We start from the raw sequence: 20,094 nt of genomic DNA, 5'->3' as shown, positions 1-20,094 counted from the left end.
AGCCCAATGCTGGAACGTCTCGCCCTCGTGGCCCAGGCCAACGGGCTTACCCCGCAGATGCTGGTGATGATCGGCGTCGGACTTGCCGCCAGCCTGCTGTTCCTCGGCCTTGCCGGGCTGGTGGGTCGCCGCAACGTCGCCGCCGAGCGTCTGGCCGCCACCGCCGCCGGCCGCGCCAAGCGGCGCGACCATGCGCTGCTGCTGCCCTCGCAGGCGGCGCCGGGCAAGATCATGCAGTCGATCCTGCCCAAGGAGGGCAAGGACCGCACCGCGCTCGAGCGCAAGCTGGCGATGGCCGGTCTGCGTCACCCGGCGGCGCTGCGCCGCTACATGACGGTGCGGGTTCTGATGGGGCTGGGCCTGCCGCTGGTCTTCGTGCTGGCAACGGTACTTGCGCACAATCCCGGGCCGTGGTCGGTGCTACCGATGCTGGACCGGGTGGCGGGCCTGAGCAGCTTCGGCACCTTCCGTGCCCTCGCGGTGATGGTCGCGCTGGGCTATTACCTGCCCTCGGCCTGGCTCGAGCGGAGGATCCGCGAACGCCAGCTGCGCATCGGCGAGACCTTCCCCAACGCCCTCGACCTGCTGCAGGTCTCGGTCGAGGCGGGGCTCGGCCTCGACGCGGCGATGACCCGGGTGGCCAACGAGATGGCCGAGGTCGCGCCCGAGCTTTCGGCAGAGCTGACCATCGCCCAGCTCGAGATCCAGGCCGGCCGGCCGCGCGATCAGGCGATCCGCGACATGGCCGAGCGCACCGGGCTAGAGATCGTGCGTTCCTTCGCCGGGGTCATCCAGCAGTCGATGCAGTTCGGCACGCCGATCGCCGAGGCGCTGACCACCTATGCCGAAGAGATGCGCCAGTACCGCGAGATGATGGCGCAGGAAATGGCGAACAAGCTGCCGGTGAAGATGTCCGCCGTGCTCGCCTCGGTGATGCTGCCGGTGCTGGTGATCGTGACCGTCGGGCCGACCGTGATTCGATACATGGCGATGATGAACAAGTGACCCGGATCCGGTTTTCGTAAACAATCCGTGAAGCTTGTGGCGGCTATCTTCGAAACCGGTGCAATTCGAGACCCGAAACCCTTGGAGAACCCGCGATATCCGCCGTTTTCTTGACGCAATTTCCGCATTCGTGCCGTAATCGACTCAACGCAATTTGAAGACGACGTGAGTGACGACCTTGGGGGCAAGGGTAACGGACGGCGCAGTTTGAGTAGGCGCACGCTCCGGTGGTGGAGGGAAGTGCATGTTTCAGGAATCTTTTTCCGAACCGACGATTGAACGACAGATCGATTTGGGGCTGATCGACGCTGTCACGCTGTGGTGCGAAACGCTTCAGGGCCGCAGATCGGTCACCGAGGGCCTTCGCCAGGTCGCCGCGGCGCTGGGCGCCGAGGTGGCGGTGCTCAGCCGGCTGGTGCCGCAGAGCGAGATGATGCCGCGGCTGGTGGTCCATGACCCGCTGCCGCATGGTGCCGGTCGGCGCGTCCAGCGGTCCTTCGCCCGCGACGTTCTGGGTGACTACGCGACCCGTGCCCGCGCCGGCTCGATGTGGCAGGGCAGCGTCGTCAACGACCGGCCCGAACCCGAGTTGGCCCGTTTCCAGCAGGCGCGCGGCTTTCAGGACGTGGTGCTGGTGATGCTGGCGCGCGAGGCGCATCAGGTCGATTTCCTCGAACTGCATTTCCGCGCCGCGCCGGCGCCGCGGGCGATCGGCACGCTGACGATGATGGCCGACACGCTGTCGCGGATCTGGATGGGCCGGGTGCCGGGCGTCTTCGCGCAGGGCCAGCTGTCCGACCGGGTGCAGCGCACCCAGGCCACCATCGATGCGCCGATTCTCGACACGCGCAACCCCAACCAGCTCAGCCGCGCCGAATTCCGCGTCTGCCTGATGATCTCGCGCGGGCTCAGCGACGAGGCGATCATGGAAGAGCTGTCGATCACCGGCTCGACCCTGCGCACCCACCTGCGCAACGTCTACGGCAAGACCGGCGCGCAGAACCGTGCGGCGCTGATGCACCGTCTGTTGGTGCGCGATTTCGGCATCGAGCGGCGGAAGGGCGCGGCATGAGCGCCGACCTCGGCTTCCTGCTGCTGCTGCCGGTGCTGGCGGCGGCCGCGATCTCTGACCTGCGGGCGCTGCGGATCCCGAACCTGCTCAGCCTGATCGCGCTGGCGCTCTTTGCCCTGCTGGCGCCGTTCCTGCCCTTGGACGAGCTTGCGATGCGGGCGCTGATCGCGGGGCTGTGCTTCGCGATGTGCTTCGCGCTTTTCGCGCTGAACATGGTCGGCGGGGGCGATGCCAAGCTCTTGCCGGTGATGCTGCTGTTCGTGCCGGCGCGCGACCTGTCGGCCTTCATGCTGGCGCTGTCGCTGGGCATGATGCTGAGCCTTGCCGCGGTCATGGCGCTGCAGGCCCGGCCGGCGGCGGCGGGCAGCCGCTACCGCGGCATCTCGGCCCGCGGACGCTTCCCGATGGCGCTGGCCTTCCTGCTGGCGGGGCTGGGCGAGGCCGGGCTGATCCTGTCGCGGCTGGCCTGAGCCGGGCAGGCCCGGCCCCGGCCACCGTCGCTTGACGTGATCGCCCCCCGCGCCAGCTGGTGCCCCGGGACCAGCAGAGGACGCGCGATGATCGAAGGGCTTCATCATGTGCAGCTTGCGATGCCACCGGGCGGCGAGGAGGCCGCCCGCGGCTTCTACGCCGGCGTTCTCGGGCTGACCGAGATCGGCAAGCCGCCGCGGCTTGCGGCGCGCGGCGGGGTCTGGTTCCGCGGCCCCGGGACAGAGGTGCATCTGGGCGTCGAGGCCGCCTTTGCCCCGGCCCGCAAGGCGCATCCCGCGTTCCGCGTCACTGCGCTGGGCCGGATGACCGCGCATCTGGCGGCCTGCGGGATCGCTTTCCACCCGGATGTCGATCTGCCGGGCCTGCGGCGGGTCTTCGTCGACGACCCGTTCGGCAACCGGATCGAATTGCTCGAGCTGACGGGGGACCCCGGCTGACCGCAGGACGGCGGCATGCGAAAGGGCCGCCCCGAAGGACGGCCCTTGCGATAGTCCGGTGGCGCGCCTCAGCCGTTGGTGGCGGGCGGGGTGACGGCCGGGACCGACTCGACCGGCGCGCCGCAGGATCCGACGAGCTCTTCGTAGCGCGCGACGATCCAGCCGGGCGCATCCGCCGGCACCTGTTCGTCCAGGTTCTGCTGGAAGGACGAGAAGACCTGCGCCGAGCGCGAATTCTCGACCATCGGCACATCGGCATTCACCACCACGCGGTCGTAGACCACGAAGGCCACCGCGACCAGCAGCACGCCGCGCGCGACGCCGAAGAGGAAGCCAAGCGCCTGATCCACCCCGCCCAGCGCAGAGCGCTGCACGACCGACGAGAACAGCGGCGTGAAGATCGACACGACCACCAGCGCCAGCGCGAAGACCGCCGCGAAGGCCGCGATGATCGACAGCTCGCAGCTGTCGGCGAGGAAATCGTTCAGGACCGGGATCTGCCGCACCAGCGGCTCTGCCTGCCGGGCGAAGAGGAAGGCCAGCACCGCGGCGGCGATCCAGCCGGCGATGGCCATGATCTCGCGGACAAGCCCGCGGCTGTAGGCGAGTATCGCCGACAGCAGGATCACGACGGCCACAACGGCGTCGATAATGGTGAAGCCTTCCATGCGCTCGCTCCTTACGACCGGATCTTGCCGATCGGCCCCGTGGCAGCCCCTTGTGCCCGGGGCGCTGATCGTCCCGGGCCGTCCGGGCCCGTCCGGTCGGCGGGCCTTTCAGCCGGCGCCGAAGATGTCACCTGTGAAGGCGGCCAGATCGGCAAAGCGGCCGATCTTCATGCCTTCTTCCGTGCCGGTCTTGGTTCCCTCCGGCACGATCGCCTGTGAAAAACCAAGTTTCCGGGCCTCTTTCAACCGGTTTTCCGCCTGCCCCACGGGCCGGAGCGCGCCGGACAGGCTGATTTCACCGAAAATCACCGCCTCGGGCGGCATCGCGATGTCCTCGCGGGCCGACAGAAGCGCCGCGGCGATCGCCAGATCGGCCGCGGGCTCGGCCACGCGCAGGCCGCCAGCGACGTTCAGGAAGACGTCGAGCCCGGTGAAGGGGATGCCGCAGCGCGCCTCGAGCACCGCGAGAATCGTCGAGACGCGGCCCGAATCAAGGCCCACCACCGTCCGGCGCGGAGAGGCGAGGGTCGAGGGCGCGACCAGCGCCTGCACCTCGGTCAACACCGGGCGCGTGCCCTCGATGCCCGCGAAGACCGCCGAGCCGGGCTGCGGCTGGCCGCGTTCGGACAGGAACAGCGCCGAGGGGTTCGCGACCTCGGACAGGCCCGAGCCGGTCATCTCGAACACGCCGATCTCGTCCGCGGGGCCGAAGCGGTTCTTCACCGCGCGCAGGATGCGGAACTGGTGGCCGCGCTCGCCCTCGAAATACAGGACCGTGTCCACCATGTGCTCGACCACGCGCGGGCCGGCGATCTGGCCCTCTTTCGTGACATGACCCACGATGATCACGGCGACGCCGCGGCGCTTGGCGAAGGTGACCAGCTCATGCGCGGCGGCGCGGACCTGGCTGACCGATCCGGGCGCGGCCTCGACGGTGTCGGCCCACATCGTCTGGATCGAATCGATGATCGCCAGATCGGGGCGCTCGGCGTCGAGCGTGGTCAGGATGTCGCGCAGCGCGGTCTCGGCCCCCAGCTGCACCGGCGCGTCGCCCAGTCCCAGCCGCTGCGCGCGCATCCGCACCTGGGCCGAGGCTTCTTCGCCCGAGATGTAGATGCATTTCAGCCCGGCGCGGGCGAAGGCGGCGGTGGCCTGCAGCAGCAGCGTCGACTTGCCGATCCCCGGATCGCCCCCCACGAGGATCGCCGAGGCATCGACCAGCCCGCCGCCCAGCACCCGGTCGAATTCGCCGATCCGCGACATCTTGCGCGGCGGCGGGGCCTCTTCGGTGGCAAGGTCGGTCAGCGGCACAGTGCGGCCCTTGCCGGTCAGCGCCTTGGCGCCGCCCGAGGACAGCGGCGCCTCTTCGACGATCGAATTCCAGGCGCCGCAGGCATCGCAGCGTCCGTTCCATTTCTTGTGGATCGCGCCGCAGGCGGTGCAGGTGAAGGTCGGTGTCGGGGCTTTGGCCATGCGCCTTCCTGCCAGAGCCCGCGGCCGGGCTCAACCCGCCGCCAGCAGCGAGGGTTCGCGCCGGGCGGGGCAGGCGGGGCGCGGGCAGACCCGGCAGGTCGAGCCGACGGCAAGGTCGCCCGGCGCCTCCTCGCCCTCGATCGGGAACAGCACCATCCCCGCCTCGGTGACGGGGGGGCCGTCGAAGCCGCCGGGCCAGCGCGTCTCGCAGAGCGCGAAGGCAAGAAAGCGGGCGGGCGTGCGTCCGGCCATCGCGACGGTGGCGCGCAGCGGCACGCCCGGCCGTCCCAACGCCAGATAGAGCGGCCAGAGCGGGCAGGCCGCGCCGAAGCGGGGCAGGGTGAAGCCCTCGACCGGCCGGCGCAGCGTCGCGGTGCCCGAGCCGTCGCAGATCACCAGCCCCGGTGCCGGATCGGCCAGCGCCGCCAGCCTGCGGAACACCGCCAGCACCGGCGCGCCGAACCGCTCGGCCAGGCGGCCGGGATCGGGGCCCAGCGCCGCCAGCGCCGCGCGGAACGGCCCTTCGGGCAGCGCCGCCGCCTCGGCCCGGGCGCGGTCGAGCCACGCCTGGGCAAGGTCGCGCGCCTCGGGGCTGGTCAGCTCGGGCGCATCGCGGACCGGCTCGTCCAGGGCCTCGGGGCGCCAGTGACCGCGCCCGATCCAGGCCTCGAGCTCTTCCTGGGGCGAGCGCAGCACCGTCTCTTCCCCGCTGCCCGCGTCCAGATAGGCGACCAGCGCCTCGGCGGCATGGGCCAGCCGCTCGCCGTCATCGTGCAGGTTGGCGTGGAAGCGCGCCCGCCACGCGGGGTCGATGTCCTCGGTCTCGGCCAGGATCGCCGCGGTCGAGCGCACCGAGGTCACGGCGGACAGCACGTCGTGCAGGCTGTCCGACAGCCGCGGATCATGCGCCAGCCGCTGCGACAGCGCATCGACGACCCGTTCCAGCGCGCCGATCCGCTCCTGCCGCTCGGCCAGAAGCGAGGCCCAGCCCGGGTAGCGCCCGGCGAATTCCTCGATCCGGTCCAGTTCGGGCGGCGGCGGGGTGGCGCCGGGATCGCTGCGCTCGGCCGCCGCGGCCAGCCGCAGCGCGTCGTGCAGCCGGGTCTCGGCGCCCTCGGCCAGCACCGCGGGCTCGGTCGCCAGCGCCTCGGCCAGCCGCAGCAGCAGCGGTTCCGACACGCGGCGGCGGTTGTGCTCGATCAGGTTCAGATAGGCGGCCGAGACCTCGACCGTGCGCGCCAGCTCGGCCTGCTTCAGCCCAAGCTGCGCGCGGCGCTCGCGGATGCGGGTTCCGGTCAGGGCGGCACGGGGCATCGGGTCCTCGATCTCTTCCGGGGGCAAGCCTGACAGCGTTGCCGGGCACAGACAATGGGCAGCCGCGCCCGGGCCGGGGGGGCGCCGAAGCAGGGGGCGGGGGCCACGCTGGCCCCCCGACCCCTGCTTCGGCGCCCCGATCCCCGCCGCCGCATCGCGGCATTTTTACGCTGCACCCGGGTGACACCCGTGCCCCGCGCCCTATCCTGAGCCCTGACGCCACGACGACGGAGCCCGCATGGACCAGCCGCTGGACGAAATCATCACCGAAGAGGTGCAGCAGGTCGCCGACCGCCTGACCGGCTGGATGCCCGACTGGGCGGCCTCGGTCCTGATCCTGCTGGCCGCGGCGCTGGCGGGGGGGCTGATCTGGCGGATCTTCAACCGCATCCTGACCCGGGCCGTCGCTGGGCGCGACCTGTTCTGGCGCTCGCTCGTCGGGCGGGGGGTGATGCCGTTCCGGATGATGTTCGTGCTGATGGCGCTCAGCTTCGCGACCTCGGCGCTGGCCCCGCTCGGCGAGCGCCCGGAAGCGATCCTCCAGCGCCTGATCGGCATCGGCTTCATCATCTGCATCGCCTGGATCTGTCAGACCGCGCTCTACATCTGGACGACGATCCACCTGCGCCGCTTCAGCCTCGACAGCGAAGACAACTGGCTGGCGCGCAAGCACATCACCCAGTCGAAAATCCTGATGCGGGTCGCCCATATCCTGATCATCATCATCGGCACTGCCGCCGTGCTTATGACCTTCGAGCCGGTGCGCCAATACGGCGTCTCGCTGCTGGCCTCGGCGGGCGCAGCGGGCATCGTCGTCGGCTTGGCGCTGCAGCCGGTGCTGAAGAACCTCTTCGCGGGCATCCAGCTGGCGATCACCCAGCCGATCCGCATCGACGACGCGCTGATCGTCGAGGGCGAATGGGGAAATGTCGAAGAGATCACCTCGACCTATGTCGTGGTCAAGGTCTGGGACTGGCGCCGGCTGATCATCCCGCTGAGCTACTTCATCGAGCAGCCGTTCCAGAACTGGACGCGCGACAGCTCGGAGCTGATCGGCATGGTCATGCTCTACCTCGACCATTCCGCGCCGGTCGAGCGGATCCGCGAGAAGGGGCAGGAGATCGCGCAATCCTCGAAGCTCTGGAACGGCAAGGTCTATGCCCTGCAGGTCACCGACTTCAAGGAGCGCACGATGGAGGTGCGGGTGCTGGCCTCGGCCCGCAACGCCGCGCAGACCTTCGACTTGCGCTGCGAGATGCGCGAGAAGCTGATCTCGTTCATCCAGAAAGAGATGCCGCACGCGCTGCCCCGCACCCGCGAGGAAATCGCCGCGATCTCGGCCCGCAGCGCGCTGGCCGCGAACGGCCTCGCGATCCCCGAGCCCGTCTCGAACGGGCACGGGGACTGAGCGGCCGCTCAGGCGATCAGCCAGCCCAGCGCGCCGATCGCCGCGACGCCGCCGGCGAAGACCAGCCAGTGCACCGCGGTCTCGCGCCGCGAATGGCGCTCCTCCTCGACGACGATCGGCGCCTTGCGGCGGCAGGGCAGGCACAGCGCCTCGTCCGCCTCCAGCGTGTTGCCGCAGGCGGGGCAGGGCCGCGCGTCGGCCCCGGACTGCGGGCGGACGGCACGCCGTGGCGGCGGCGGCACGTCCTTCGGCATCTGGATCAGGGTGGCAAGATTGCCCTGCGCGGGCCGCTCGGCGCGACGCGCCGTCGTCTTCGCGCGGCGGCGGCTCAGGCCGCGCAGGATCAGCGAGCCGGCGGCAAGCACCGGGAACAGCCCCGCTAGGGCCGTGGGTTGGAACGCCATGGGATGTCTCCGTGGATCTGGTTGGCCGCGCGTGCGGGATGCACGGCGGCGGGGATCGTCAGGAGAGGGTCGGGGGCGCGCGGGCCAGGCCCGGCGCGGTCGCAGGGCGCGGTCGGGATGGCGCGGGGGGCGCGGCAGGCGTCGCCGTGGCCTCGCGCAGCGGGGGACGCGGGCCACCGGGCGACGGGGGCAGGACCGATTTCGGCTGCGCGCCGCCAAGGGGCTCGGCCTTCAGCGCCGCCGCGCGCACCGGCGCGGCCAGCGCGACCATCACCGGCCGGTCGAGCTTTTCCGGGCCGTCCTGTGCCGCGTTCGGCGCCTGAGGGGCCGCGAGCCCGAGCCCGACCAGCGCCGCGGCGGCCAGAAGCCGGCGGAGGTAGAGCGTCAGATGCAGGCGCAGGGCGGAAACCATCGCGGCAATTTCGCAGGTCCCGCGCGCGGCGTCCAGCGCAGTAGTGCGCGCCCGAGGCTCCCCGCCGGCTGCCTGCGGCGCCACCGACGGCCCGCGGCGGCTGCCGTCAATCCGGTCGGAAGGTTTCACGGCGCGACGCTGGCCGCGACCAGAACCCCCGGTCGGCGGCCCCCGAACCGGCCTCGGGGGGCGCGTCCCAAGCAAAGGCGGCCCGGGCCGGGCCGCCTTCCTGTCGTCAGCCCGTTGCCGTCACTTCAGCGCGGCATCGGTGATGTCGAGCGTATAGGCGCCCGAGGGTTCCTTCGAAATCACCGGGTCCGAGCCGCCGCCCAGCAGGATCTTCACCGTCCGCTCGTAATCGGCCGGGTCCAGCGCGCCGTTCGACCCGGCGGTCAGCTTCGCGACCTCGCCCATCATCCGCTTCTGGTGCTTCTCGGTCTGGGCGCCGGTTTCGTCATTGTCCAAGACGATCATCGCCGCGTCGTCGGGATGTTCCTCGGCCCATTTCCAGCCCTTCATCGAGGCGCGGACGAACTTGACCATCTTTTCCTTGAAGGCCGGGTCCTTCAGCTTGTCCTCCATGACGTAAAGCCCGTCTTCCAGCGTCGCCACGCCCTCGTCCTCGTATTTGAAGGTCACGAGGTCCTCGGGCTTGATGCCGGCGTCGATCACCTGCCAGTACTCGTTGTAGGTCATGGTCGAGATGCAGGCCGCCTGCTTCTGCAGCAGCGGATCGACGTTGAAGCCCTGCTTCAGCACCTCGACCCCGTCGGCGCCGCCGGTGGTCGGGATGCCCAGCGTCGCCATCCAGCTGAGGAACGGGTATTCGTTGCCGTAGAACCAGACGCCCAGCGTCTTGCCCTTGAAATCGGCGGGCGAGGCGACACCCGATTCCTTCAGGCAGGTCAGCATCATGCCCGACGACTTGAAGGGCTGGGCGATGTTGACCAGCGCCAGCCCCTTCTCGCGCGCGGCAAGGGCCGAGGGCATCCAGTCGATGATCACGTCGGCGCCGCCGCCGGCCAGCACCTGGCTGGGCCCGATGTCCGGCCCGCCCGGCTTGATGGTGACGTCGAGGCCTTCCTCGTCATAGAAGCCCTGCTCTTCGGCCACGTAATAGCCCGCGAACTGCGCCTGGGTGACCCATTTCAGCTGCAGCGTCACCGTGTCGGCAGCCAGCGCAGGGCCGGCCAGCGCCGTGGCCGCGAGCATGGCGGGGATCAGTCGTTTCATCCGTGTCGTCCTCTCCGTTGGAAGGGCCGCCGGATGTGCCTCCGGTCGGCCCGGGTGATCCTAGCCCCGCGCCCTCTGCGCGGGATGCCAGAAGGTGAGCCGGCGCTCGACCAGCGCCAGAAGTCCGTAGAAGCCAGAGCCGGCAAGGGCCGCGACCCAGATCTCGGCCCAGACCATGTCGAGACCCAGCCGCCCGACCTCGGTCGAGATCCGGAAGCCCATGCCGCGGGTGGGCGAGCCGAAGAACTCGGCCACGATCGCGCCGATCAGCGCCAGCGTCGAGGCGATCTTCAAGCCGTTGAACAGGAAGGGCAAAGCGGCGGGCAGGCGCAGGGTCCACAGCGCCTGCGCGTAGCTGGCGGAGTAGGTGGCCATCAGGTCACGTTGCATGCGGTCGGTGGCGGCAAGGCCCGCGACCATGTTCACCAGCACCGGGAAGAACACCATCACCACGACGACCGCGGCCTTCGACTGCCAGTCGAAGCCGAACCACATCACCAGGATCGGCGCGATGCCGACGATGGGAAGGGCGGCCATGAAGTTGCCCACCGGCAGGAGCCCGCGCTTGAGGAAGTCCGAACGGTCGATGGCGATGGCGGTCAGCACCGCGGCCGTGCAGCCGATCGCCCAGCCCGAAAGCGCGCCCTTCAGGATCGTCTGCACGAAATCGCCCCAAAGGGTCGGCAGCGCCCCGGCGAAACGCAGCGCGATGGCCGAGGGCGGCGGCAGGATCACCGGGCTGACGGCCAGCCCGCGCACGATCCCCTCCCACAGGACAAGGATCACCGCGCCGAACAGCGCCGCGACCGCCAGCCGCCCGGCCTTCGTCGCCGCGGCCGGTCCGTTCGCCAGCCGCACCGCGGCCCAGGTGGCGCCTGCCCAGAAGATCAGCGCGGCAAGAAGCCAGATCATCGCGCCATCCCCATCCGGCCCAGCACGATCCGCTCGATCAGCGCCACGATGGCGACCAGCGCCGCGGCCAGGATCGCCGCGGCAAAGAGCGCGGCCCAGATCTGCACGGTCTGCCCGTAATAGCTGCCCGACAGCAACCGCGCCCCCAGGCCAGAGGTCGCCCCCGCCGGCAGCTCGCCCACGATCGTGCCCACCAGCGCCGCCGCGACCGAGACTTTCAGCGAGGCGAAGAGATAGGGCATCGAGGCCGGCAGCCTGAGCTTCCAGAACACCTGCGCCCGGCTGGCGTTCCAGGTTTTCATCTGGTCCATCTGTATCGGGTCGGGGGCGCGCAGCCCCTTCACCATGCCGACGACGACCGGGAAGAACGACAGCCAGCCCGCGATCACCGCCTTGGGCAGCAGCCCGGTGACCCCGACCGAGGCCAGCACCACGATCACCATCGGCGCGATGGCCAGGATCGGGATCGTCTGGCTGGCGACGGCCCAGGGCATCACCGACAGATCCATCGCCCGCGAATGCACGATCCCCGCCGCCAGCGCCATCCCGGCGCCGGTGCCGATCGCGAAGCCCACCGCGGTGGCCGACAGCGTGATCCAGCCATGCCACACGAGGCTGCGCTTAGAGCTCACCCGGGTCCCGACCACGGTCTTCCACAGCTCCGTGCCCACCTGGTGCGGTGCCGGCAGCTTCGGTCGCTCCTGCATCATCGTGTCGTTGACGATGTCGATGACGGTCAGCTCGCGCCCCTCGCGCGCCGCCTGGTCCAGCGTCCAGGCGCTGTTCATCCAGACCGCCCCCGCATACCAGACCGTCAGGAGCGCCGCCACGACGACCAGAACGGGGATCACATGGCGCATGTCTTCCCCCTTTCGCACTGGTCCAAATATCCTCGGGGGGCGAGGGGGGCAGACAGCCCCCCTCTCTTCGGCCCGCATTCCTCAGGCTCAGACCGCATCGCCATGCCCCGCCCGCAGCCCCTCGCGCACCCGGTGCGCGATCGCGATGAACTCCGGGCTGTCGCGGATCTCGAGCGGGCGCTCGCGCGGCAGGGTGCTTTCGATCACATCGGTGATCCGCCCGGGCCGCGGCGACATCACCACGATCTTCGTCGAGAGATACACCGCCTCGGGGATCGAATGGGTGACGAAGCCGATGGTCTTGCCGGTCCGCGCCCAAAGCTTCAGAAGCTCCTCGTTCAGCCGGTCGCGGACGATCTCGTCCAGCGCACCGAAGGGCTCGTCCATCAGCAGGATGTCCGCGTCGAAGGCCAGCGCCCGCGCGATCGAGGCGCGCTGCTGCATCCCCCCCGACAGCTGCCAGGGGAACTTGCCGCCAAAGCCCGACAGCTCGACCAGCTCCAACACTTTTCGAACCCGTTCGGCCCGTTCCGCCTTTGGGAACCCCATGATTTCCAGAGGCAAGCGAACATTTCCGGCGATGGTCCGCCACGGGTAAAGCCCCGCGGCCTGGAAGACGTAGCCATAGCTGCGGGCCCGGCGGGCCTCGTCGGCGCTCAGGCCGTTGACGCTCAGCGTGCCCTCGGTCGGGTGCTCGAGCGCCGCCACGCAGCGCAGGAAGGTGGTCTTGCCGCAGCCCGAGGGGCCGATGAAGCTGACGAACTCGCCGCGTTCGATCGTCAGGTCCACGTCCTTCAGCGCATGCACCGGCCCGTCGGCGGTGTGGAACGTCAGGCCCAGCCGCTTGGCCTCGATCACCGCGCTCATGCGGGGCTGCCCTCTGCCAGCCCGGCGGCGGCGAAGGCCTCCAGAGCCTCGACCCGCGCGGCGCCCTCCAGCGGCAGGATCGGCCGCGGCGGCACCGCGGGGCCAAGCCCCAGCTCCTCGACCGCGGCATGGACGCAGCGGAAGCTCGTATGCTTGCGGAAGGCGGCCCAGACCGGCGCCAGGCGGCGGTCGAGCGCGGCCAGGCGTTCAGGCTCGGCCCGCGCGGCCCACATCTCGGCGCAGATGGCCGGGAAGGTGCCGCCCAGCACCGAGTACCAGGCGTCGCAGCCGGCCACGAGCGCACCGGCGATGGTCATGTCGCCGGAATAGCCCAGCGCGAAGCCTTCGGGCAGGGCGGGGCGCAACCGGGCGAGATGGCCCGCGAAATCGCCGCCCGCGGGGGCGGGGTTCTTCACGGCGACCACGCCCCGGATCTGCGCAAGCCGCGCCAGCAGCTCGTCCGACACGGTGAAATGCGTGGTGCCGGGGTTGTTGTACACACAGATCGGCAGCCCGGTCGCCCCGGCAAGGTCGCGCACCAGCGTTTCGACCTCGGCCTCGGTCAGCGGCAGGTAGGACACCGGGGCCAGAAGCAGCCCCGCGGCCCCCGCGGCTTCCGCGGCGCGGGCGTTTTCCAGCACGTCCGTGGTGCGCAGGGCGCCGACGCCGGCGATGACCGGCACCGCGCCGGCGGCTTCGACCGCCGCGGCCAGCGCCCGCGCGCGTTCGGGGCCCGAGAGGTAGACATAGCTGCCGGTCGAGCCCAGCACGCCCACCGACTGCACGCCGGCTTCGCAGCAGCGCGAAACCAGCCGGCCCAGCCGCTCGGTCATGACATGGCCCGCGGCATCCGCGGGGGTGACGGGGAAGGCGGAAAGACCGTGGAACATCACACCGACCTCATCAGCCCGCCATCGACGCGCAGGTTCTGCCCGGCGATGTAGCCTGCGCCCTCGGACACGAGGAAGGCGACCGTCGCCGCGATCTCGTCTTCCGATCCGTAGCGGCCCATCGGCACCTGCGCGCGACGTTCCTCGGTCTCGGGCAGCGAGTCGATCCAGCCGGGCAGGATGTTGTTCATCCTCACCCCGTCCTTCGCATAGCGGTCGGTCACCAGCTTGGTGAAGGCCGCCAGCCCCGCGCGGAACACGCCCGAGGTCGGGAACATCGCCGAGGGCTCGAAGGCCCAGGCGGTCGAGATGTTGACGATCGCGCCCGCGCCCTGCGCCACCATCTGCGGCACCACCAGCCGCACCGGGCGGATGACGTTCATCAGGTAGGTTTCCATGCCGCGATGCCAGTCGTCGTCGGTCAGCTCGAGCACCGGGCCCTTCGGCCCGTGGCCGGCCGAGTTGACCAGCACATCGATCCGGCCCCAGCGGCTCATCGCGCCCTCGACCAGCCCCGCCAGCGCCTGCGGATCTAGGTTCGAGCCGGTGACGCCGAAGCCGCCAAGCTCGGTCCCCAGCGCCTCGCCCTTGCCCGAGGAGGACAGCACCCCCACCGCGTAACCGTCCGCCGCGAGCCGTCTCGCCGCGGCCGCGCCCATGCCGGAACCCCCGGCGGTGATCAGCGCAACCTTCGTCATGTCCGTGGTCGTCCTTCGGTCTTTTCTGTTCCGCCCCGGCGGCTTCGGGCGCAGGATGGGCCCGTGCAGCAGCGCCGGGGAGGGCTATGCCATGCGATCATGTCAGAAGATCCGGCCGTCGGGGAGCTATGACGGCAAGCAGGGCTTCACCTATCTCGAGGGCGTGTCGCGCGAGCGCATGGGGGCGCAGGGGCTTTGCATGCACCTGTTGACGATCCCGCCCGGCGGGCGCGCCAAGGCCCACAAGCATGCGACGCATGAAACCGCGATCTACGCGATCTCGGGCGCCACGGTGATGTACTGGGGCGAGCGGCTCGAGCACCGGATGGAGGTGTCGGCGGGCGAATTGCTCTACATCCCCGCCGACATGCCGCATCTGCCGATGAATCCCGGGCCCGAGCCCGCGGTGGCGGTCATCGCCCGCACCGACCCGAACGAGCAGGAAAGCGTCATCCTGCTGCCCGAGCTTGAGATGCTGGTGCCCTGACCGCGTCATGCGCGCTCAGACCCCGCTGGCCGGGATGCCCGCGCGGGCGACCGGGCGGGGGGCGGTGACCTGTTTCCAGGCCGAGAGCGCCTGGCTGACCGCGCCCTTCGGCGGGCGGGCGACGAACTTGCCGTGGCCCTCGCGGCTGGACATCTTGCCTTCGGTCACCGCGACATGCCCGCGCGACAGGGTGAAGCGCGGCAGGCCCGTCACCTCCTTGCCCTCGAAGACGTTGTAGTCGATCGCCGACTGCTGGCTGCCGGCCGAGATCGTCTTTTTCGCCTCGGGGTCCCAGACCACCAGATCGGCATCGGCGCCGACCAGCACCGCGCCCTTCTTCGGATAGACGTTCAGGATCTTGGCGATGTTGGTCGAGGTCACGGCGACGAACTCGTTCATCGTCAGCCGCCCGGTGCGCACGCCGGCCGTCCACAGCATAGGCAGCCGGTCCTCGAGCCCGCCGGTGCCGTTCGGGATCTTGGTGAAGTCGCCCACGCCATAGCGTTTCTGCGCGGTGGTGAAGGCGCAGTGGTCGGTCGCGACGCAGGACAGCGACCCGCTCGCCAGACCCGCCCAGAGGCTGTCCTGATGCAGCTTGTTGCGGAAGGGCGGCGACATCACCCGGCGGGCGGCATGGTCCCAGTCGGGGTTGAAATACTCGGCCTCGTCCAGCGTCAGGTGCTGGACCAGCGGCTCGCCCCAGACCCGCTTGCCCAGCATGCGGGCGCGGCGGATCGCCTCGTGGCTCTCCTCGCAGCTGACATGCACGATATACAGTGGCACGCCCGCCATGTCGGCGATCATGATCGCGCGGTTCGTCGCCTCGCCCTCGACGACCGAGGGGCGGGAATAGGCGTGACCCTCGGGGCCGGTGTTGCCCTCGGCCAGAAGCTTCGCCGACATCTCGGCGACGATGTCGCCGTTCTCGGCATGCACCAGCGGGATCGCCCCCAGCTCGGCGCAGCGGCGGAACGAGGCGAACATCTCGTCGTCGTTCACCATCAGGCTGCCCTTGTAGGCCATGAAATGCTTGAAGGTGTTGATGCCGCGCTCGGTCACGGCCTTCATCTCGTCGAAGACCTGCTCGCCCCACCAGGTGACGGCCATGTGGAAGCTGTAGTCGCAATGCGCGCGGCCGGCCTTGTTGTCCCACATCTTCAGCGCGTCGAGCAGGCCCTGACCAGGGGCGGGCAGGGCGAAGTCGACGACCATCGTGGTGCCGCCCGCCAGCGCCGCGCGGGTGCCAGAGTCGAAATCGTCGGCGGAATAGGTGCCCATGAAGGGCATTTCCAGATGGGTGTGCGGGTCGATCCCGCCGGGCATGACGTAGCAGCCGGTGGCGTCGAGCACCTCGTCGCCCTTCAGGTCGCGGCCGATCTCGATGATCTGCCCGGCCTCGATCAGCACGTCGGCCTTGTAGGTGAGGTCTGCGGTGACGACGGTGCCGTTCTTGATGACGGTGCTCATGGGCGAAGGCTCCTTCGGGATCACGGTTTGAGGGTGGCGAGCTTGGCGCCGAAGCCCAGGAAGACGAGGCCGGTGGCGCCCTTGACCCAGCGGGTCAACCGGCCGCCGGCAAAGGCGCTGCCCAGACGCGCGAAGAGCAGGATCAGCAGCGTGAACCAGGTGGCGTTCAGCGCGGAATGCACCAGGACCAGCGCGTAGACATTTGCGGGCGTCATCGCCTCGGGCGGCAGGAACTGGGGCAGGGCCGCGATGTAGAACATCGAGACCTTGGGGTTCAGGGCGTTGGTCATCAGCCCCTCGGCATAGGCGCGCCCCAGCGTGCGCCGCCGCCGCGCGGGGGCGACGGCCTGTGGGCGGGTGCCGCGCAGCGCCTCGGCCAGCGCTTTCAGCCCGACCCAGGCCAGATAGGCCGCGCCCAGCATCTTCAGCACGAAGAAGGCGGTGGCCGAGGCCAGCAGGATCACCGACAGGCCGAAGACCACCAGCGTGCCGTGCAGGACGAAGGCGGTGATGAAGCCCGCGATGTTGGCAAAGCCCGCCGCGCGGCCCGAGGTCGGCACGGTGCGCGCGATCAGCAGGTTGTTCGGCCCCGGCGTCACGATCAGCAGGGCCGCCATCAGCGCGAAGGTCAGGACCGTGTGCAGGGTCACTCGACGATACCCGCCGTCTCGATCACCGCGTGGAACAGCACGTCCGTCCCCGCCGCCGCCCACTCCGGGCTGATCTCCTCGGCCTCGTTGTGCGAGATGCCGTCGACGCAGGGGCACATGATCATCGTCGCCGGCGCCGCCTTCGCGGCCCAGCAGGCGTCGTGGCCGGCGCCCGAGATGATGTCCATGTGGCTCAGCCCCAGCCGCTCGGCCGCGGCGCGGACATTGCCCACCAGCGTGGGGTCGAAGGTGACCGGGTCGAAATGCCCGACCGGCTCCACCGCCATCTCGACGCCGAGGTTGCGGCAGATCACCGCCGCGCCCTCTTCGACCTGCGCGCGCATCCGGTCGAGCTTGTCCTGATCGGGCGAGCGGATGTCGACGGTGAAGACCACGGTGCCGGGGATCACGTTGCGCGAATTGGGCTGGAACTGCATCTGCCCCACGCCGCCCACCGCGCCCGGCTGCGCATCCATCGCCACCCGCTGCACCAGCTCGAGGATCCGCGCCATCGCCAGCCCCGCGTTCACCCGCATGTCCATCGGGGTCGAGCCGGTGTGCGCCGCGCGCCCGGTCAGGGTGAACTCCAGCCACCACAGCCCCTGGCAATGGGTGACGACGCCGATGTCCTTCTTTTCGGCCTCGAGGATCGGGCCCTGCTCGATATGCAGCTCGTAATAGGCGTGCATCTTCCGCGCGCCGACCTCTTCCGCGCCCTTCCAGCCGATCCGCTCCAGCTCGGCCCCGAAGGTCTTGCCCTCCAGATCCTTGCGGGAATAGGCGTAGTCCAGCGTGTGCACGCCCGCGAAGACGCCCGAGGCCAGCATGGCGGGGGCGAAACGCGCGCCTTCCTCGTTGGCCCAGTTCGTCACCACGATCGGATGCCGGGTGCGGATGCCAAGGTCGTTCATCGTCCGCACGACCTCTAGCGCGCCAAGAACCCCCAGCACCCCGTCGTACTTGCCGCCCGTCGGCTGGGTGTCCAGATGGCTGCCCATGTAGACCGGCAGCGCCGCCGGGTCCTCGCCCGGGCGGGTGGCGAACATCGTGCCCATCGCGTCGGTGCCCATGGTCATGCCCGCGGCCTCGCACCACGTCTGGAACAGCGCGCGGCCGGCGGCATCCTCGTCGGTCAGGGTCTGGCGGTTGTTGCCGCCCGCGACGCCGGGACCGATCTTCGCCATCTCCATCAGGCTGTCCCACAGCCGCGCGGAATCGATGCGGAGGTTCTCTCCGGGTGCAGACATGTGCAAATCTCCCTGCCGAGGTCTGCCCCGATCTTGGCGCCGGGGTCGGCCTTGCGGCGAATCCTCATCTGACCGTATGGTCAGGTTTCACGCTACACGCGGCACCGCAGCGGTCAAGCCGCTTCGGTCGCCAGCGTCTGTGGTCAGGTGCGGTGGTCAGCTCCGGTGGCCAGCGTCGGTTGCCGGTGGGGGCGCTCTGAGGGGGGACGGGACGGCATGGACGACAGCGCGGCGCCCCTTGGCAGGCGCGAGGCCAACCGGCGCGAGATCGAGGCGCAGATCCTCGCCGCGGCCGAGACGGTCTTCGCCGAGGCGGGCTTCGGCGGCGCGACCATGCAGCTGATCGCCGAGATGGCGGGCCTGCCGAAGGCCAACCTGCATTACTACTTCCCGACGAAGGAGGCGCTCTATCGCCGGGTGGTCGAGCGGATCTTCTTGATCTGGCTGGAAGCGGCCGAACATTTCGACGCGGCCGAGGGGCCGGCGGCCGGGATCGGCGCCTATATCGACGCCAAGATGGAAATCTCGCGCCGTCATCCTTCAGGCTCGAAGGTCTGGGCGGCCGAGGTGATGCACGGCGCACCGGTGGTGCAGGACTATCTCGAGACCACGTTGCGCAGCTGGACAGAGGACCGGCAGGCGGTGATCCGGCGCTGGATCGCGGAAGGCCGGATGGCTCCGGTCGACCCGCGCCACCTGATGTGGATGATCTGGGCCGCGACCCAGCACTACGCCGATTTCGGCCACCAGATCGAGGTGCTGAACGGCGGGCCGCTGTCGGATGCCGACTGGCAGGCCGCCAAGGACAGCGTGCGCGGGATGATCCTGCGGGGGCTGGGGCTCTGATCGGCGACGTGGGGCGCTCCGCCAAGCGGTCCTGCAACAGGGGCGGAGAGGGCGGCTGCCATGCGAAGCTTGCGCGCTGACGGTCGGGCGGGGCAGCCTGAGCGGCAGGTGTCCGGTGCGGGTGGGGGCGGTATGTGGTTGGCGGTGATGATCCCTGTGGCTGTGGTTGCGGCGCTTGGCGCCGGGGGCGCGGCCATCGCGCAGGCCGACCCGATGGAGACGCAGCGCTGTGTCTGGGCCTGTCTCGCGAACAGCGCGGGCGCCTCGGACCCGGCCTATCACGCTTGCGTCGCTGCGCGGTGCGACGACGGTTCCGCAGGCGCCGCGCCCCCTGCGCAGCGGTCGCTGCCCGTGGCGCAGCCGCCATCCGTCGCGCAGCCCTCCACCGCCCCGGGCTGGCGACAGCTGCAGCACCCGGTGCTCGGGCCGGGCATCTTCTTCGTGCAGGCGGATGGCGAGGCGATCGGGCTCGGCTGCTCGGGCCGGCCCGAGGCGCCGATCGCCTTCGGCTGGACCGCGGGCCACCTGCCGGACGGCGTCGAGGCGGTGGCGGTGATCGGCGACCGTGCCGCCGTGCCGCTGGGAACCGGTGCGGGGGTGGCGATCGGCGGCTTCTGCGCGCCGCCGGTGCAGGCGTTGCTCGGGGGCAGCGCCATCGCCATCCTGCCCGGTCGCGCGACCGGGGTTCTCGCGCGGGGCGGGGTGCAGATCACAGGCCCGGACGGGACCAGCCGCGTGCTGTCGCACCCGCAAGAGGCGTTTGGCCTCGGCGGCGTGGTGATCCCCGGGGCGCCCGCCGCGGCGGGGCTGCGCGCGCTGGCGCTGCGCTGCCTCGGCAGGGCCGATCCGCCGCCCTGCTGAATGCCCGCCCCGAGGCGGATCCCCCGTGCGCCTTGGCCGCTCGGTTCCCTCAGGCCAGTCCCCGGCCGGACCCGCCTTCTGTCCCTCGTGCAGGGCCCTCGGGTCGGTCCCGCGCGCCTGTTCGTTGTGCTTTTCCCGCCCGTCGGTCCTCCAAGCCGGTTCCGCGCGCCGGTCCAACCGCACCGACCGCCCGTGGCGGTCCTTCCGCACGTGTCCCCTCCCGCGACGCCCCCTCGCGACGCCCCCAAGTGAAGCAGCCTGTGCGCGTCCGCGCGTTGCATCCGGGCCGGTGCTGGCCTAGCCTTGACCTCCGCCTGCAAGGAACCCGCCCCGTGCCCGACGACCTGACCAGCGATCCCCTGCTTGCCCCGGCCGCGGCGCCGCGGCCGCG

Annotated in this window: 22 protein-coding genes; 8 read left to right on the top strand and 14 right to left on the bottom strand. The window is 70.5% G+C overall.

Going from position 1 to position 20,094, the window contains the following annotated elements; genetic code table 11:
- The first annotated feature begins 6 nt into the window (after window positions 1-6).
- The 4 genes from V8J36_RS11680 to V8J36_RS11665 all read left to right on the top strand — a co-directional run bounded on the left by V8J36_RS11680 (window position 7) and on the right by V8J36_RS11665 (window position 3,006).
- Entirely contained in the window at window positions 7-1,005 is a 999-nt protein-coding gene (locus V8J36_RS11680; protein ID WP_336467453.1) for a type II secretion system F family protein, read from the top strand.
- A gap of 244 nt (window positions 1,006-1,249) precedes the next feature.
- A complete protein-coding gene (locus tag V8J36_RS11675; RefSeq protein WP_336467452.1) occupies window positions 1,250-2,077 on the top strand; it encodes a helix-turn-helix transcriptional regulator in 828 nt (275 codons plus the stop codon).
- Window positions 2,074-2,547, top strand: a complete 474-nt coding sequence (locus V8J36_RS11670) for a prepilin peptidase (RefSeq protein ID WP_336467451.1) — start codon at window positions 2,074-2,076, stop codon at window positions 2,545-2,547. The genes V8J36_RS11675 and V8J36_RS11670 overlap by 4 nt, the downstream gene beginning before the upstream one ends.
- An 87-nt stretch (window positions 2,548-2,634) precedes the next feature.
- Complete coding sequence (locus V8J36_RS11665) at window positions 2,635-3,006, top strand: VOC family protein (protein WP_336467450.1); 372 nt, start codon at window positions 2,635-2,637, stop codon at window positions 3,004-3,006.
- A 68-nt stretch (window positions 3,007-3,074) separates the two neighbouring features.
- Here the strand turns inward: V8J36_RS11665 and V8J36_RS11660 are convergent, their stop codons facing one another.
- From V8J36_RS11660 to V8J36_RS11650, 3 genes are all read right to left on the bottom strand, one after another.
- Complete coding sequence (locus V8J36_RS11660) at window positions 3,075-3,674, bottom strand: CvpA family protein (protein WP_336467449.1); 600 nt, start codon at window positions 3,672-3,674, stop codon at window positions 3,075-3,077.
- A gap of 108 nt (window positions 3,675-3,782) precedes the next feature.
- Window positions 3,783-5,147, bottom strand: a complete 1,365-nt coding sequence (gene radA, locus V8J36_RS11655; RefSeq protein WP_336467448.1) for a DNA repair protein RadA — start codon at window positions 5,145-5,147, stop codon at window positions 3,783-3,785.
- 30 nt (window positions 5,148-5,177) lie between these two features.
- Window positions 5,178-6,461: a short-chain fatty acyl-CoA regulator family protein gene (locus V8J36_RS11650; RefSeq protein WP_336467447.1), complete on the bottom strand. Its 1,284-nt coding sequence runs from the start codon at window positions 6,459-6,461 to the stop codon at window positions 5,178-5,180.
- Between the two features lie 238 nt (window positions 6,462-6,699).
- On the opposite strand from V8J36_RS11650, the gene V8J36_RS11645 reads away from it, so the two are divergent.
- On the top strand, window positions 6,700-7,869 hold the full coding sequence (locus tag V8J36_RS11645; protein ID WP_336467446.1) for a mechanosensitive ion channel family protein: 1,170 nt from the start codon (window positions 6,700-6,702) through the stop codon (window positions 7,867-7,869).
- Window positions 7,870-7,877: 8 nt separating this feature from the next.
- Here V8J36_RS11645 and V8J36_RS11640 read toward each other — a convergent pair whose 3' ends face one another.
- The 8 genes from V8J36_RS11640 to V8J36_RS11605 all read right to left on the bottom strand — a co-directional run bounded on the left by V8J36_RS11640 (window position 7,878) and on the right by V8J36_RS11605 (window position 14,145).
- Entirely contained in the window at window positions 7,878-8,273 is a 396-nt protein-coding gene (locus V8J36_RS11640; protein ID WP_336467445.1) for a hypothetical protein, read from the bottom strand.
- A gap of 58 nt (window positions 8,274-8,331) precedes the next feature.
- A complete protein-coding gene (locus tag V8J36_RS11635; RefSeq protein ID WP_336467444.1) occupies window positions 8,332-8,685 on the bottom strand; it encodes a hypothetical protein in 354 nt (117 codons plus the stop codon).
- A 249-nt stretch (window positions 8,686-8,934) separates the two neighbouring features.
- Window positions 8,935-9,918 (bottom strand): ABC transporter substrate-binding protein, encoded by a 984-nt coding sequence (locus V8J36_RS11630; protein WP_336467443.1) that lies wholly within the window; start codon window positions 9,916-9,918, stop codon window positions 8,935-8,937.
- 60 nt (window positions 9,919-9,978) lie between these two features.
- Window positions 9,979-10,830, bottom strand: a complete 852-nt coding sequence (locus tag V8J36_RS11625) for an ABC transporter permease (protein WP_336467442.1) — start codon at window positions 10,828-10,830, stop codon at window positions 9,979-9,981.
- Complete coding sequence (locus V8J36_RS11620; protein WP_336467441.1) at window positions 10,827-11,690, bottom strand: ABC transporter permease; 864 nt, start codon at window positions 11,688-11,690, stop codon at window positions 10,827-10,829. The genes V8J36_RS11625 and V8J36_RS11620 overlap by 4 nt, the downstream gene beginning before the upstream one ends.
- A gap of 87 nt (window positions 11,691-11,777) precedes the next feature.
- A complete protein-coding gene (locus V8J36_RS11615) occupies window positions 11,778-12,557 on the bottom strand; it encodes an ABC transporter ATP-binding protein (protein ID WP_336467440.1) in 780 nt (259 codons plus the stop codon).
- On the bottom strand, window positions 12,554-13,447 hold the full coding sequence (locus V8J36_RS11610) for a dihydrodipicolinate synthase family protein (RefSeq protein ID WP_336467439.1): 894 nt from the start codon (window positions 13,445-13,447) through the stop codon (window positions 12,554-12,556). The genes V8J36_RS11615 and V8J36_RS11610 overlap by 4 nt, the downstream gene beginning before the upstream one ends.
- Window positions 13,447-14,145: an SDR family oxidoreductase gene (locus V8J36_RS11605; protein ID WP_336467438.1), complete on the bottom strand. Its 699-nt coding sequence runs from the start codon at window positions 14,143-14,145 to the stop codon at window positions 13,447-13,449. The genes V8J36_RS11610 and V8J36_RS11605 overlap by 1 nt, the downstream gene beginning before the upstream one ends.
- Window positions 14,146-14,236: 91 nt before the next feature.
- On the opposite strand from V8J36_RS11605, the gene V8J36_RS11600 reads away from it, so the two are divergent.
- The gene (locus tag V8J36_RS11600) at window positions 14,237-14,632 is read left to right on the top strand and encodes a cupin domain-containing protein (protein ID WP_336467437.1); all 396 of its coding nucleotides are present in this window, start codon (window positions 14,237-14,239) and stop codon (window positions 14,630-14,632) included.
- A gap of 15 nt (window positions 14,633-14,647) precedes the next feature.
- Here V8J36_RS11600 and hydA read toward each other — a convergent pair whose 3' ends face one another.
- From hydA to V8J36_RS11585, 3 genes are read right to left on the bottom strand one after another with little or no spacing between them, the layout of a single operon-like run.
- On the bottom strand, window positions 14,648-16,099 hold the full coding sequence (hydA, locus tag V8J36_RS11595) for a dihydropyrimidinase (RefSeq protein ID WP_336467436.1): 1,452 nt from the start codon (window positions 16,097-16,099) through the stop codon (window positions 14,648-14,650).
- A 20-nt stretch (window positions 16,100-16,119) separates the two neighbouring features.
- Window positions 16,120-16,749: a LysE family translocator gene (locus V8J36_RS11590; protein ID WP_336467435.1), complete on the bottom strand. Its 630-nt coding sequence runs from the start codon at window positions 16,747-16,749 to the stop codon at window positions 16,120-16,122.
- On the bottom strand, window positions 16,746-17,996 hold the full coding sequence (locus V8J36_RS11585; RefSeq protein WP_336467434.1) for a Zn-dependent hydrolase: 1,251 nt from the start codon (window positions 17,994-17,996) through the stop codon (window positions 16,746-16,748). The genes V8J36_RS11590 and V8J36_RS11585 overlap by 4 nt, the downstream gene beginning before the upstream one ends.
- Window positions 17,997-18,212: 216 nt before the next feature.
- Between V8J36_RS11585 and V8J36_RS11580 the strand changes: the two genes are divergently transcribed.
- Both V8J36_RS11580 and V8J36_RS11575 read left to right on the top strand, forming a co-directional pair.
- A complete protein-coding gene (locus tag V8J36_RS11580) occupies window positions 18,213-18,842 on the top strand; it encodes a TetR family transcriptional regulator C-terminal domain-containing protein (protein ID WP_336467433.1) in 630 nt (209 codons plus the stop codon).
- A 147-nt stretch (window positions 18,843-18,989) separates the two neighbouring features.
- Window positions 18,990-19,703 carry a hypothetical protein gene (locus V8J36_RS11575; RefSeq protein ID WP_336467432.1) on the top strand — a complete coding sequence of 238 codons (714 nt, stop codon included), beginning with the start codon at window positions 18,990-18,992 and terminating at the stop codon, window positions 19,701-19,703.
- Window positions 19,704-20,094 lie beyond the last annotated feature (391 nt).

Source organism: Frigidibacter sp. MR17.14 (genome assembly GCF_037095735.1).
Taxonomy (GTDB): Bacteria; Pseudomonadota; Alphaproteobacteria; order Rhodobacterales; family Rhodobacteraceae; genus Frigidibacter.
The sequence above is the reverse complement of the archived record's forward strand: the minus strand, read 5'-3'. Positions and strand labels throughout refer to the sequence as shown.

Excerpts from the sequence above, each read along its gene's own strand:
- V8J36_RS11680 (WP_336467453.1), top strand. The coding sequence starts at position 7 with ATGCTGGAACGTCTCGCCCTCGTGGCCCAGGCCAACGGGCTTACCCCG.
- V8J36_RS11675 (WP_336467452.1), top strand. The coding sequence starts at position 1,250 with ATGTTTCAGGAATCTTTTTCCGAACCGACGATTGAACGACAGATCGAT.
- V8J36_RS11670 (WP_336467451.1), top strand. The coding sequence starts at position 2,074 with ATGAGCGCCGACCTCGGCTTCCTGCTGCTGCTGCCGGTGCTGGCGGCG.
- V8J36_RS11665 (WP_336467450.1), top strand. The coding sequence starts at position 2,635 with ATGATCGAAGGGCTTCATCATGTGCAGCTTGCGATGCCACCGGGCGGC.
- V8J36_RS11660 (WP_336467449.1), bottom strand. The coding sequence starts at position 3,674 with ATGGAAGGCTTCACCATTATCGACGCCGTTGTGGCCGTCGTGATCCTG.
- radA (WP_336467448.1), bottom strand. The coding sequence starts at position 5,147 with ATGGCCAAAGCCCCGACACCGACCTTCACCTGCACCGCCTGCGGCGCG.
- V8J36_RS11650 (WP_336467447.1), bottom strand. The coding sequence starts at position 6,461 with ATGCCCCGTGCCGCCCTGACCGGAACCCGCATCCGCGAGCGCCGCGCG.
- V8J36_RS11645 (WP_336467446.1), top strand. The coding sequence starts at position 6,700 with ATGGACCAGCCGCTGGACGAAATCATCACCGAAGAGGTGCAGCAGGTC.
- V8J36_RS11640 (WP_336467445.1), bottom strand. The coding sequence starts at position 8,273 with ATGGCGTTCCAACCCACGGCCCTAGCGGGGCTGTTCCCGGTGCTTGCC.
- V8J36_RS11635 (WP_336467444.1), bottom strand. The coding sequence starts at position 8,685 with ATGGTTTCCGCCCTGCGCCTGCATCTGACGCTCTACCTCCGCCGGCTT.
- V8J36_RS11630 (WP_336467443.1), bottom strand. The coding sequence starts at position 9,918 with ATGAAACGACTGATCCCCGCCATGCTCGCGGCCACGGCGCTGGCCGGC.
- V8J36_RS11625 (WP_336467442.1), bottom strand. The coding sequence starts at position 10,830 with ATGATCTGGCTTCTTGCCGCGCTGATCTTCTGGGCAGGCGCCACCTGG.
- V8J36_RS11620 (WP_336467441.1), bottom strand. The coding sequence starts at position 11,690 with ATGCGCCATGTGATCCCCGTTCTGGTCGTCGTGGCGGCGCTCCTGACG.
- V8J36_RS11615 (WP_336467440.1), bottom strand. The coding sequence starts at position 12,557 with ATGAGCGCGGTGATCGAGGCCAAGCGGCTGGGCCTGACGTTCCACACC.
- V8J36_RS11610 (WP_336467439.1), bottom strand. The coding sequence starts at position 13,447 with ATGTTCCACGGTCTTTCCGCCTTCCCCGTCACCCCCGCGGATGCCGCG.
- V8J36_RS11605 (WP_336467438.1), bottom strand. The coding sequence starts at position 14,145 with ATGACGAAGGTTGCGCTGATCACCGCCGGGGGTTCCGGCATGGGCGCG.
- V8J36_RS11600 (WP_336467437.1), top strand. The coding sequence starts at position 14,237 with ATGCGATCATGTCAGAAGATCCGGCCGTCGGGGAGCTATGACGGCAAG.
- hydA (WP_336467436.1), bottom strand. The coding sequence starts at position 16,099 with ATGAGCACCGTCATCAAGAACGGCACCGTCGTCACCGCAGACCTCACC.
- V8J36_RS11585 (WP_336467434.1), bottom strand. The coding sequence starts at position 17,996 with ATGTCTGCACCCGGAGAGAACCTCCGCATCGATTCCGCGCGGCTGTGG.
- V8J36_RS11580 (WP_336467433.1), top strand. The coding sequence starts at position 18,213 with ATGGACGACAGCGCGGCGCCCCTTGGCAGGCGCGAGGCCAACCGGCGC.
- V8J36_RS11575 (WP_336467432.1), top strand. The coding sequence starts at position 18,990 with ATGATCCCTGTGGCTGTGGTTGCGGCGCTTGGCGCCGGGGGCGCGGCC.